Raw genomic sequence first — 12,527 nt, 5'->3', positions numbered from 1 at the left:
TGAAGGACTGCTCTTATTCCAGAGAGACGGTGCGTAACCGCAGGGCGTTTGCAATCACGCTGACCGAGGACAAAGCCATCGCCGCCGCCGCAATGATCGGCGACAACAGCAATCCGAATATCGGATAGAGCACGCCTGCGGCGATCGGAACGCCCGCCGCGTTGTAGATGAACGCGAAGAACAGGTTCTGCCGGATATTGCTCATCGTCGCTCGGCTGAGCTGAAGCGCGCGCACGATGCCCTCCAGATCACCCTTGAGCAGGGTCACGCCCGCGCTTTCGATCGCGACGTCGGTGCCCGTGCCCATCGCGATCCCGACATCCGCCGCCGCCAGCGCAGGCGCGTCATTCACGCCGTCGCCGGCCATCGCGACCACCCTGCCTTGCGAACGAAACTTGCTGACGACTACGCTCTTGTCCTCGGGCAGGACCTCGGCCTCGACCTCGTCGATACCGAGCCGGCGCGCGACCGCTTGTGCCGTCGTCTTATTGTCGCCGGTCAGCATGACCACCCGAATGCCGGCGCTTTTCAGCGACTTGATCGCTCTCGGGGTGGTCTGCTTGACCGGATCAGAGATTGTCAGCAGTCCGGCGACGCGGCCATCGATCGCCACGAAGATCACTGTGCCGCCCTCGGCGCGCAGCGTTTCCGCCTCGGCTGCCTGAGCCGCGGTGTCGATACCAGCCTCAGTCATGATCCGGTGGCTGCCAATCACCAGCGCGCGACCTTCGACGGTCCCCGTTACCCCCTTACCGACCGGGCTGTCGAAATCCTGCGCCTCGGCCAGGGCGAGGCCGCGTTCCTTGGCGGCATCGACAATCGCGGCGGCGAGCGGATGCTCGCTCGCCCGCTCGAGCGAAGCGGCGAGCCGCAGCAGCTCGCTCTCCGCGATTGCGCCAACCGGCTTCAACCCGGTCAGCCGCGGCTTGCCTTCAGTCAATGTGCCGGTCTTGTCGACGACGAGGGTATCGACCTTCTCGAAGCGCTCCAGCGCCTCGGCATTCTTGATCAGCACACCGAGATGGGCGCCACGCCCGACCCCAACCATGATCGACATCGGCGTCGCCAAACCGAGCGCGCAGGGACAGGCGATGATCAGCACGGCGACGGCGGCGACCAGCCCATGCGCGAAGCGCGGCTCCGGCCCGAACGCCATCCAGGCGGCGAAAGCGACGATGGCAGTGACGATGACGAGCGGAACGAACCAGCCGGACACCTGGTCCGCCAGGCGCTGGATCGGTGCCCGCGAGCGCTGGGCCTCCGCCACCATCGAGACGATCCGGGCCAGCATGGTGTCGCTGCCGACCTTGCCGGCGCGCATGATGAAGCCGCCGGTGGTGTTGAGCGTGCCGCCGATCAGGGTTGCGCCGCCCTCCTTGGTGACCGGCATCGATTCACCCGTGACCATGGATTCGTCGATCGAGCTGCGGCCTTCGATCAGTTCGCCATCGACCGGAACCGTCTCGCCCGGGCGGACCCGCAGGCGGTCCCCGACATGGACCGCGTCCAGTTTGATATCCTCGTCCTCGCCGTCGTCGCGCACCCGCCGGGCCGTCTTCGGCACGAGGTCGAGCAAGGCCCGGATCGCGCCGCCCGTCTGCTCGCGGGCCCGCAATTCGAGGACCTGGCCCAACAACACCAGAACGGTGATCACGGCCGCCGCCTCGAAATAGACTGCGACCGCGCCTTCCGCGGAGCGGAGCGTTTCCGGGAACAGGTTCGGAGCGACGGTGGCGACGACGCTGTAGGCCCAGGCGACACCGGTGCCCATCGCGATCAGCGTGAACATGTTCAGGCTGCGGTTGACGAGCGAGGCCCAGGCCCGCTGGAAGAACGGCCAGCCAGCCCAGAGCACGGCCGGCGTCGCTAAGATCAGCTGCAGCCAGTTCGAGCTCTGCTGGCTGAGCAGCATGTGTAGATCGACGAGATGCCCGCCCATCTCCAGCACGAACACCGGCAGGGCGAGCGCGAGGCCCACCCAGAACCGGCGGGTCATGTCGACGAGCTCGGCGCTGGGCCCTTCCTGGAGCGTCGCGATCTCCGGTTCGAGCGCCATGCCGCAGATCGGGCAATTGCCCGGGCCGGGCTGGCGGATCTGGGGATGCATCGGGCAGGTGTAGATCGCGCCCTCGGGCGCCGCCTTTGCGGCAGGCGCCTCGGCCTTCTCGCCGGCATAGGCAGCCGGATCGGCCTCGAACTTGTTCTGGCAGCCGGCGGAACAGAAGAAATAGGTCTGCCCCGCATGCGCGGCGCGATGCTTTGCCGTGGCGGGATCGACGGTCATTCCGCAGACCGGGTCCTTCACACTCTCCCCTGCGCCATGAGAATCGCCGTGGTGGTGGTGTGAATGGTCATCGTGCCGATGACCGCCGTGGTGCTGGTGATCTGCCATGGCTCGCCGCTTTGCTTTCCTGCCCCTTTGCCTTGCCAATGCGTGAGCAGCCGGCGGGTTCGCGCCGGCCGCCCGCGATCAGCCGATGCGATCCGCGCCGGGCGTGTATCCGGCGCCCGCCACGATCGACCTGACGGCGGAGAAATCGGCCGCGCCGACGACGCTGACGAGCTTCGAAGCCGGGTCCGCGGTGACCGCGGTTCCGGGCAATTGATCCTCGATCGCCTTCTTGATCGTGCCGGCGCAATGGCCGCAGGTCATGTCCTCGACGCGAAAGCTGATCGCGCCCTCAGGCGCGCTGGTCGCCTTGGCGGCGGTATCCGAATGTTGCTGGCAGGAGCACATCGCTGCAATGTCCCATGGTTGACGATTACAGCACCCTACGGCTTCCCATAATGGGAAGGTCAAGGGCATGTTGCATTCGCGTTCGAGTGCTTTCTGAGAGCGCCAAACGCGGGGCTGGTGAGCGCGAGTATCTTGTCCAAGGGGACAATAGCTGCGCGAGCGGCAGATGTTAGATTGCTTCGCAAAGCTCACCAGTTCCAGCATCGGACGACTTATGAGCCAAGCCATTCATCCAGCAGCCGCTTCGACTCACTTGCCGGCATTCCTCATCGGCCCCGGTCAAATGGACTGGCTCATAATTGCGATGGGCATATTTTTGGTCATCTTCACCCTGGCTACGGGTATTCTATATTTGCGCCTCCACGCCCTGCCGGACCGCATTGCTCATAATAAGGTTCAACTGCAGATCGTATGTGTGCTGGGGTTGCTGGCCATGTTCACGCACATGAATATTTTTTGGATTGCAGGCCTACTTCTGGCGTTAGTGGATATTCCGGACTTCATCAGCCCCATCAAACGCATCGTCCGGGCAACGGAACAGATTGCAGACCCGTCAGAAAATGTCCCCAAATGACGCGACTATAGCGAGCCGCCACCGGCGATCGCCTGGTAATGAGTGCTTGCCCCATCTCCTATCTCGGAAAGGGTCGAACCGCTTCAGTCGAGCTCAGCCTGCCCTACGTTCGCGACTCCCTCAATGCAGGATTTGCGAGAGGAAGAGCTTGGTGCGCTCGTGCTGCGGGTTCTTGAAGAACTCGTTCGGCGTGTTCATCTCGACGATCTGGCCGGCATCCATGAAGATCACGCGGTCGGCGACCTGGCGGGCGAAGCCCATCTCGTGGGTGACGCAGAGCATGGTCATGCCCTCTTCGGCCAGCGAGACCATGGTGTCGAGCACTTCCTTGACCATTTCCGGATCGAGCGCCGAGGTTGGCTCGTCGAACAGCATGATCTTCGGGCTCATGCAGAGCGAGCGAGCGATCGCCACACGCTGCTGCTGGCCGCCCGAGAGCTGGCCCGGATATTTGTGAGCCTGCTCGGGGATCTTGACGCGCTTGAGATAGTGCATGCCGATCTCCTCGGCATCCTTCTTGGGCATCTTGCGCACCCAGATCGGCGCCAGCGTCAGGTTCTCGAGGATCGTCAGATGCGGGAACAGGTTGAAGTGCTGGAAGACCATGCCGACGTCGCGGCGGATCTCGTCGATCTTCTTGAGATCGTTAGTGAGCTCCGTGCCATCAACGATGATCTGGCCCTTCTGATGCTCTTCCAGGCGGTTGATGCAGCGGATCATCGTCGACTTGCCCGAACCGGACGGGCCACAGATGACCAGCTTCTCGCCGCGACCGACCTTCAGGTTGATGTCGCGCAGGACGTGGAACTCGCCGTACCACTTGTTGACGCCGATCATCTCGACGGCGGTCGCGGTGTTCAGTGAGGTCTGCTTCAGCGCCGCGGGGCGGGAGCCGATCCCAATTTCGGCCAGGGCCAAGGTCATGGTGACGTCTCCTAATGAGCAACGGGACCGCGCCGTTCCAGGAAATCGGCAAAGCGCGCGAATGAGAAGGACAGGGCGAAGAAGATCGCGCCGATGAACAGGAAGGTTTCCGCGGCCGGCGACGGCCAGGCCGGATCGGCCAGAGCGGCCTTGCCCGAGCTGATCAGGTCGAAGAGCCCGACCACGAGCACGAGGCTGGTGTTCTTGATCATCACGATGATGGTGTTAGCCAGCGCCGGGATCACCACCCTGATCGCCTGCGGCAGGATGACGAGATACTGCGTGCGCCAGAACGGCAAGCCGAGCGCGGCCGCGGCCTCGTATTGGCCCTTCGAGACCGCCTGCAGCCCGCCGCGGATGACTTCGGCGAGATAGGCCGCCGCGAAGATCGTCAGGGCGACAAGCGCACGCACGAACTTGTCGGGCAGCAGCGCCTCCGGCAGGAAGAGCGGCAACATGATCGAGGCGACGAAGAGGATCGAGAGCAGCGGCAGGCCGCGGATCGACTCGATCGCGACCACCGCCCCGATCCTGACGACAGGCATGGCAGAGCGGCGCGCGAGCGCCAGCAGGATGCCGACCGGAAAGGCGATTCCAATCGCGACAACGGTCAGGATCAGCGTCACCGGCAGGCCGCCCCAGGCCGAGGTCGGAACCTCTTCGAGCCCGAGGCCGCCGCCCATCAGCCAGACGATCAGCGCAAGCGCTGCCATCCAAAAGCCTACCAGGCGCGGCGTCCAGCTCGCCGGCCGAACTGACCAGCCGAGCAAGGCCACAATCAGCAAGCAGACCAGAGCCGGCCGCCAGCGTTCCTCGACCGGGTAGATGCCAAACAGCAGCTGGCCCGATTTGGCGTAGATGAAGCTCCAGCAGGCGCCGGACGCGGCGCGACAGGCCGCCGGATCGGGATTGAACAGCACGGCGTCGAGCACCATCCAGCGCAGCATCGGCGGCAGGGCAACAGTGAGCATTGCGCCGAAAGCCAGCGTCAGAACAGCATTCAGCGGCGAGCCAAACAGGAGCCCGGCGGTCCTGCGTAGCGAGGCCAGGAGCGGGGCTGACCAGGCCTGCACCGACGCCGGTGTCTCGGAGAGAGGGAGTGAAATCGTCTTCACGGATCAGCGTTCCACGATCGCGATGCGGCGGTTGTACCAGTTGGCCGCGCTCGACAGGGTCAGGTTCAAGGCGAGATAGACGCCCAGGATGATGAAGACGCCTTCGATCGAATGGCTGGACTTGCTGATGATGGTATTCATCACCGCAAGGAAATCCGGGTAGCCGACAGCGATCGCCAGCGTCGAATTCTTGACGACGTTGATGTACTGGCTGTTGAGCGGCGGCACGATCACCCGCAGCATTTGGGGGATCACAATCAGCCGCAGAATCTGGGTCCGGGACAGGCCCACCGAACGGCCGGCATCCCATTGCCCCCGCCCGACCGACAAGACGCCGCCGCGCACAATCTCGGCGATGAAGCCGGTCGTATAGATCGTGAGGCCGATCAGGATTGTGCTGAGTTCCGGCGTTAACTCCAGTCCGCCCCGGAAATTCGAGCCCGCGAACACCGGCCAATCGGTCGAGAAGCCGACATCGGCTATCCAGAGGCCGACCAAAAGCACGGCAACCGCAGTCCAGCTCAGGACGGAGCGAAATTTGCGCAGGCTACCGGCGACCCGAGCAGCGAGGGCCACCGCGCCGGCAACGAGGATCAGGACCACGCCTGCAGTTGCTATGTTGATGTGAACGCTCGGGACCATGACGCCGCGCATCGAGACGAAGACGCCCGGAACCGGATTGAGCGCCTCGGTGACCGGCGGGAGGACCTTCCACCAGAGCGAATAAAGGAAAATCAGCAAGACTATCGGCGGCGAATTGCGCGCGATTTCGACCCAGATGCGGCACATGCCCGAGGCAAGCGGATTGCTGCTTAGCCGGGTGACGCCGACGATCAGCCCCAGCGCCGACGAGAAGACAATGACGAGCGCGGAGATGAAGATCGTGTTCGCCAGGCCGACGACGATCGCCCAGTAATACGGATCACGCGACTTGTAAGAGAGGATTGCCTCGGAGATCACGATCCGGGACGGCATCGTCAGGAAGTCGAACCCGATTGGAATGCCGCGCGCCTGCAGATTCGCGAAGGTCGTAGTAACGAGCAGGATCGCTGCGCCGAAGACGCCCGCCACCAGCGCGCATTGAATGACGATCGATCTCGTCCTGGCATCGCTGAGCATGCCGCTTTCCCCTTCTTTTTGAATGCGCCATGGAACAGGGGGAGCGCTCGTTCCGCTCCCCCCAGACTTCGCCTAATCCCAGGGGTAAGGGTAGTTCAGCCCGCCATCCTTCCAGAGCGCGTTCAGGCCGCGGTCGACCTTAAGAGGACTATTCTTCCCGAGATTGTTGTCCCAGATCTCGGCGTAATTCCCCATCTGCTTGACGACGTTGTAGACCCACTTGTCATCCAGCCCGAGCGGCTTACCGAAGCCTGGCTCTTGACCAAGCACCCGCTTGATCTCGCTCGATCCCGATTTCAGCTTCTCGTCGATGTTCTTGGCGGTAATACCATGGAGCTCGGCCCAAAGCAGAGCATTGATCGTCCATCGGGTGATGTCGAAGAGATGATCGTCCCCGCGCGCGACCGCGACGCCGTTTGGCTCGGCTGCATGGCCCACCTTGATGATGTCATAGTCGTCCGGGTTCTTGGCCACTGAGGCCCGCTGGCCGGCGGCCGCCGTGCCATCGGTCACATAGGTATCGCAGCGGCCGCCGAAGAAGGCGTCGCGCGCCTGAATTGTCGAGTCGAAGTAGACCTTCTTCATCGTGATCCCGTGCTCTTCCTCGGTCTCCTCGATCGCCTTCTCGGTCAGGCTGCCGCCGCCCTGGAGGCACACCGTCTTTCCGGCGAGCTGCTTGGGATCCGTGATCTTGTCGGCCTTGCGCACAAGCAGGCCATCGGTGTCGTAGAGGGTGATCCAGACAAAGCGGACCACGGTGTCGCGCGAGAGGGTGATGGTCGAAGTCCGCGACAAAACGTCGATCTCGCCGGTCTGCAGCGCCGGGAAGCGCTGGCCGGCATTGAGCGGCACGAAGCGGATCTTGTCCTTGTCGCCGAGGATGGCCGCCGCGAAGGTCCGGCAGATGTCGGAATCGAAGCCGCGATAGTAGCCGTTCTCGTCAGGCCGCGAGAGGCCGGGCACACCCTGACTCGCCCCACAGCTCACATAGCCGCGCTGCTTGATCTTGTTCACGACGCTCTGCGCGCCGGCTCCGCTGATAGTTGCGGTCAGTCCGGCGGCGGCAAGAGCCGCGCCGAGCAGCACTTTCAATCTTGTCATGGTTATCTCCATTCCCCTGTTTTGGTTCTTTGCAGTCATTCAGCTGCCTTGCGGCCTGCCGTCGCAGAAGCTGCAGCAGGCACGGCTAAGGCCTGCTCCAGATCAGTGATCAGGTCATCGAGCGCTTCCAGCCCGATCGACAATCGCCAGACGGGTCCGGATGGCAGCCAGTCAAGGCTGGTCCGACCTTTCCGCGGGTCGTTGACGGCAACCAGCGAATGCACGCCGCCCCAGCTCGCACCGAGCTTGAACAACCGCATTCGCCGGAGGATTTCGGACTGGAAGGGCGCAAGCTCCGGTCGGAGAACCACAGAGAACACGGCGGCCGCACCGGAAAAATCTCTTTTCCAGACCGCATGCCCGGGGTGGTCCAGCATCGCCGGGTGCAAGATGCGAGCGACCTCGGGGCGCTGCGACAGCCAGCTCACGATTTTGGCCGCGCTTGCGGCGGCATGGCGCATGCGGACCGGCATGGTCATCAAGCCGCGCTCGCACAGCGCGCAATCCTCCGGTGAGACGCCGTAGCCGAGGAAACGCGCGGTATCCTTCAGGCGCCGGAACAGAACTTCGTCGCGCACGGCGAGCGAGCCCATGAGCAGATCACCATGACCGCCGGCATGTTTCGACAGCGCCTGCATGCTGATGTCGACGCCGTGAGCTAGCGGCTTGAACAGCAGATGAGACGCCCAGGTGTTGTCGGCGGCGACCAGTGCGCCCACCGCGTGGGCCGCCGCGACGATCGCAGGCACGTCCTGAACCTCGAATGTCCCCGACCCCGGCGATTCCACCCAGACCAACCGCGTCCGGTCGTCGAGAAGTTCTGCAATTTCGGCATCGAGCCGTGGGTCGTAGGATTGCGCCCCGATGCCGAGTGGCCCCAGGAAGCGAGTGATCATGTCCCGAGCCGGCCCATAGAGTGTCTCAGGCATCAGGATCCGGTCGCCGCTCCGGCACACCGCCATTGTCGCCAGCGTTATCGCCGCCATGCCCGACGGCACAACGAGCGCCCTCGCCGCCCCTTCGAGCTGGGCAATGTGGTCCTCGAGGAGCCGGCTTGTCGGCGTCCCGTACAGCCCATAGCTAAACCCGTCATAGACGCGCTCGGCCCGCTTCTCGAATGCATCGAGATCGTCGAAAACGATCGTTGAAGCGCGCTCAACCGGCATTGCCACTGCCTGAAATGGCTGGCGCGAACGCTCGGGCGGATGAATGTGCGAGGTGTCGTCGGATTTCGTCATGGGCTGACGCTAGCGCGCGCTAACATTGCCATCTATGGCCGCATCGATAGAGTCGATCCATTTCTGATATGGCTATCTCATGAACCTGCGCGACATCGACGTCTTTCATGCGATCATGATCAGCGGCGGCGCCGGAGCGGCGGCTGCCTTGCTCAGCACGTCGCAGCCGGCCATCAGCCGCTCCCTTGCCAAGCTCGAGGCCGAACTCGGCTTCAGCCTCTTCGACCGCATCCGGGGTCGCCTGGTACCGACCCGGGAAGCCCTGCTCTTCCATGCCGAAGTGAAGGCCAATCTGGTCGGGCTCGACCGCCTCAAGCTGCGTGCAGCTCAGATCAAGGAAGTCGGCGCCGGGACAATCCGCGTCGCCAGCCTGTCGGCCCTGGGACATGGTCTGGTGCCACGGGCGATCACGGCATTCTCGCGCAAGCATCCGCAGGTGCGGATCAGCTATCAAGTCCGCACGTCCAACGTCGTTCGCGATCTGGTGGCTTCAGGCAGCTTCGACATTGGTCTGGCAGCCGACGAGATCGACACTGATGGTGTCTTGCACAGTGTGTTCACCACGCCTCGCGCCGTCTGCGTCATCCCGCAGGGACACCCTCTGGCAAACCGGGATGTCATCACACCTGCGGACCTGGACGAGGAGGGCTTCCTGGCGCTCGCACCGGAGGACACCGTGCGGCTCGCCATGGACAAAATCTTTGCGGAACACGGCGTCCAGCCCCGCATTCTGGTGGAAACGCCCTATGGCGTGACCATCGCCATCCTGGCTTCCCAAGGCCTCGGCATAGGTCTGGTCAATCCGTTCATCATCGCAGACAAGATGATCCAGGGCATTGTCGTCCGCCCCTTCGAGCCGGCAGTGCATTTCAGGGCGCTCCTCCTCAGACCGCCCGGCAGCGCGAACTCCCGCCTCGTCTCGGCGTTCATCGCCGAGCTCTATGCCATCCGGAACGCCTTTGCGGTTTCGGAGGAGAGCGCGAGATAGCTTCTCGCGAACGCCAACGCCGTGGCCCCGACGAGCACTACACTCGATCTCACTCCGATTGAGCCTGGCTAGCGCATTACCGTGCGGTGGCATGGACGCCCGCAGCTCAAGGCCTGATGTCGGACCCCGGCGCCAAGGTGCCTCGATTGCGCTTGCCAAGCCGATCGACGAAATGGCCGTTGAATAATATAGGGGGGTACCCTATTTAGGGAGATATAGGAGACCCGCATGTCGCACACCACCCGCGAGAAAACGAAGCTGTTGAACCGGGTGCGCCGCATACGCGGCCAGATGGAAGCCGTTGAGCGCGCGCTTGAAGACGAGAAGGGCTGCGCGGAGGTGCTGCAACTGATCGCGGGCGTTCGGGGGGCCATCAACGGCCTGATGGCCGAGGTCGTCGAAGATCACATTCTGCTGCACGTGGCGGATCACGCGCTAGCGCAGACCGAACGCAATGAAGGCGCGGCCGAACTCATCGACGTCGTACGCGCATATCTCAAATAGGATCGGAGGCTGCCGTCATGACAGTCCAAAATACCCATAGCCGGACGCTCGCGGATGCTGCGGAGGCACGCACGATTGCACCGGCCACCGAGGCGCATCCGCGTGACCATGACGATCATGATCATGACCACGAGCACGGGCATGATCACGACCATCCCTTCGAATGGTCCGAGGCCGTTCGCATCGCGCTCGTCGCTGTCGCGGCGGCGGCCGTGTGGCTCCGCATATGGGAGCCATTCGCAGCAATCAGCATAATCGGCGTCATCGGCCTTGTGATCGGCGGCTGGCCCATCCTCAAGGAAGCCGTCGAGAACGTCGTCGAACGACGAATGACCATGGAACTGTCGATGACGATCGCGATCGTTGCGGCCGCAGCCATCGGCGAATTCTTCACGGCGCTGGTCATCACCCTGTTTGTGCTGGTCGCCGAGGTCCTGGAGGGCCTGACCGTCGGCCGCGGTCGCAAAGCGATCCGCGACCTCTTGGAATTCCTGCCGCGCGAGGTCTCGGTGCGCCGTGCCGGTTCGATCCAGTCGATCTCCGCCGAAGAGCTGTCGGTCGGCGACGCCATCATGGTCGCTCCAGGCGGGCGCATTCCTGTCGACGGCGCCGTATTGTCCGGCCATTCATTTGTCGACGAATCTCGTATCACGGGCGAATCCATGCCGGTCGAGAAGACGGCGGGTGCCCACGTCTTCGCCGGCTCCATCAACCAGTCCGGCGCGCTTGAGGTCGCCGCGGAACGGATCGGTCGCGACACGAGCTACGGCAAGATCATCGAGGCGGTCGAACGGGCCGAGAAATCCCGCGCGCCGGTCCAACGTCTGGCCGACCGCATGGCGGGCTATCTCGTCTATTTTGCGCTCGGCGCCGCCATCCTGACCTTCCTGATCACCCGCGACATCTATTCCACGATCTCGGTGATCATCGTTGCCGGCGCCTGCGGTATCGCCGCGGGCACACCACTTGCCATCCTTGGAGGCATCGGCCGGTCCGCGCGCCTTGGCGCTATCGTCAAGGGCGGTGTCCACCTCGAGACCCTGGGTCAGGTCGACACGGTCGTGCTGGACAAGACGGGGACGCTCACCTTCGGCCGCCCGGAGGTCCAAGAGGTTTTCCCCGTCGCCGGCGTGAGCGCTGATGAACTGCTCGATGCCGCAGCTACGGCCGAATTGCGCTCTGAGCATCCGCTGGGCAAGGCGATCGTCGCCCATGCCCGCAAGCAGGGTCGCGACGCGATCGAGCCCTTGAGCTTTGCCTACACGCCGGGGCGCGGCATCACCGCGAAAACTGCTGGCGCCACGATCCTTGTCGGCAGCCAAGCCTGGATGACCGACAACGGGATCAGCGTGCCAGCGGGAGTTTCCGGCCAAATCGGCTTGGCTGGCTCGGAAGTCTTTGTCGCCCGTGACGGGCGCTTGCTGGGCTCCATCGCAGTCGCAGATACCGTGCGGCCCGAGGCAAAGCGAGCGGTGGAAGCCTTGCACCGCATGGGTATCCGAACGGTGCTGCTCACGGGCGATGCGCGTCGCGTCGCGGACGCTGTCGGTGCGGCGCTCGGCATCAAGGAGGTCGAAGCGCAACTGCTGCCGGAAGACAAGCTGGCACGCGTCCGGGCCCTCGTCGCGGATAATCGCAAGGTCGCCATGGTCGGCGATGGCGTCAACGATGCCCCCGCGCTTGCCGAAGCCAATGTCGGCGTTGCGATGGGTTCAGGTGCCGATGTCGCGCAGGAGAGCGCTGATGTGGTGCTGCTAGGCAATGACCTCGAGCGCTTCGTTGAGACGGTCGCCGTGGCCCGGCGCACCCGCGGTATCATCTGGCAGAATTTTGCCGGCACGATCGGTGTCGATACGCTTGGTATCGCACTGGCAGCGTTCGGTTTCTTGAACCCACTGCTGGCAGCCGGCATCCATGTCGTGTCGGAGCTGGTGTTCATCCTTAATTCGGCCCGCCTCCTGCCAACGCCGGAGAAGACTGTCTCTGCGACGCCGGATCTGAAGCCGGAATCTGCGCAGGTGTGACCTTGGCTATAGCGTCACCATGTCTCGATATCTGCAAATTCGATCGCAAGGCGGATCTGTGCGTCGGATGTTTGCGCACGACGGAAGAGATCCGCCGATGGCGCAAGCTTACTGACCACAAGCGTCGCCAGATTCTGGCAGAGCGACGGCGACGCGAAGCCAAGGTGGCCACGCGGCGTGCAATCATCGAGTAGGTGCCGCTC

General features: G+C 63.7%; 12 protein-coding genes. 5 read left to right on the top strand and 7 right to left on the bottom strand.

The window, feature by feature from the left end; all coding sequences use genetic code 11:
• Positions 1-13 precede the first annotated feature (13 nt).
• Positions 14-2,392, bottom strand: a complete 2,379-nt coding sequence (locus AC3WMA_RS25850; protein WP_492288123.1) for a heavy metal translocating P-type ATPase — start codon at positions 2,390-2,392, stop codon at positions 14-16.
• 78 nt (positions 2,393-2,470) lie between these two features.
• Positions 2,471-2,737, bottom strand: a complete 267-nt coding sequence (locus AC3WMA_RS25845) for a heavy-metal-associated domain-containing protein (RefSeq protein ID WP_492288122.1) — start codon at positions 2,735-2,737, stop codon at positions 2,471-2,473.
• 214 nt (positions 2,738-2,951) lie between these two features.
• Between AC3WMA_RS25845 and AC3WMA_RS25840 the strand changes: the two genes are divergently transcribed.
• Positions 2,952-3,311, top strand: coding sequence for a hypothetical protein (locus AC3WMA_RS25840; protein WP_492288121.1), 360 nt, complete (start codon positions 2,952-2,954; stop codon positions 3,309-3,311).
• A gap of 120 nt (positions 3,312-3,431) precedes the next feature.
• Here AC3WMA_RS25840 and AC3WMA_RS25835 read toward each other — a convergent pair whose 3' ends face one another.
• The 5 genes from AC3WMA_RS25835 to AC3WMA_RS25815 form a co-directional block, all read right to left on the bottom strand.
• Positions 3,432-4,148, bottom strand: coding sequence for an amino acid ABC transporter ATP-binding protein (locus AC3WMA_RS25835; RefSeq protein WP_257731984.1), 717 nt, complete (start codon positions 4,146-4,148; stop codon positions 3,432-3,434).
• 98 nt (positions 4,149-4,246) lie between these two features.
• Positions 4,247-5,350, bottom strand: a complete 1,104-nt coding sequence (locus tag AC3WMA_RS25830; RefSeq protein WP_492288120.1) for an amino acid ABC transporter permease — start codon at positions 5,348-5,350, stop codon at positions 4,247-4,249.
• 3 nt (positions 5,351-5,353) lie between these two features.
• Complete coding sequence (locus AC3WMA_RS25825) at positions 5,354-6,469, bottom strand: amino acid ABC transporter permease (RefSeq protein WP_492288119.1); 1,116 nt, start codon at positions 6,467-6,469, stop codon at positions 5,354-5,356.
• 72 nt (positions 6,470-6,541) lie between these two features.
• Complete coding sequence (locus tag AC3WMA_RS25820; RefSeq protein ID WP_492288118.1) at positions 6,542-7,570, bottom strand: transporter substrate-binding domain-containing protein; 1,029 nt, start codon at positions 7,568-7,570, stop codon at positions 6,542-6,544.
• A 35-nt stretch (positions 7,571-7,605) separates the two neighbouring features.
• Positions 7,606-8,808: a trans-sulfuration enzyme family protein gene (locus tag AC3WMA_RS25815; protein WP_492288117.1), complete on the bottom strand. Its 1,203-nt coding sequence runs from the start codon at positions 8,806-8,808 to the stop codon at positions 7,606-7,608.
• Positions 8,809-8,887: 79 nt separating this feature from the next.
• Between AC3WMA_RS25815 and AC3WMA_RS25810 the strand changes: the two genes are divergently transcribed.
• The 4 genes from AC3WMA_RS25810 (at position 8,888) to AC3WMA_RS25795 (ending at position 12,518) form a co-directional block, all read left to right on the top strand.
• Positions 8,888-9,796 (top strand): LysR substrate-binding domain-containing protein, encoded by a 909-nt coding sequence (locus AC3WMA_RS25810; RefSeq protein ID WP_492288116.1) that lies wholly within the window; start codon positions 8,888-8,890, stop codon positions 9,794-9,796.
• Positions 9,797-10,024: 228 nt separating this feature from the next.
• Entirely contained in the window at positions 10,025-10,300 is a 276-nt protein-coding gene (locus AC3WMA_RS25805) for a metal/formaldehyde-sensitive transcriptional repressor (RefSeq protein ID WP_492288115.1), read from the top strand.
• A 17-nt stretch (positions 10,301-10,317) separates the two neighbouring features.
• Entirely contained in the window at positions 10,318-12,324 is a 2,007-nt protein-coding gene (locus tag AC3WMA_RS25800; RefSeq protein WP_492288114.1) for a heavy metal translocating P-type ATPase, read from the top strand.
• A complete protein-coding gene (locus AC3WMA_RS25795; RefSeq protein WP_492288113.1) occupies positions 12,321-12,518 on the top strand; it encodes a DUF1289 domain-containing protein in 198 nt (65 codons plus the stop codon). Before AC3WMA_RS25800 ends, AC3WMA_RS25795 begins: the two co-directional genes overlap by 4 nt.
• Positions 12,519-12,527: the final 9 nt, after the last annotated feature.

The organism is Allobosea sp. FW305-C-101 (assembly GCF_058783685.1).
The sequence above is the reverse complement of the archived record's forward strand: the minus strand, read 5'-3'. Positions and strand labels throughout refer to the sequence as shown.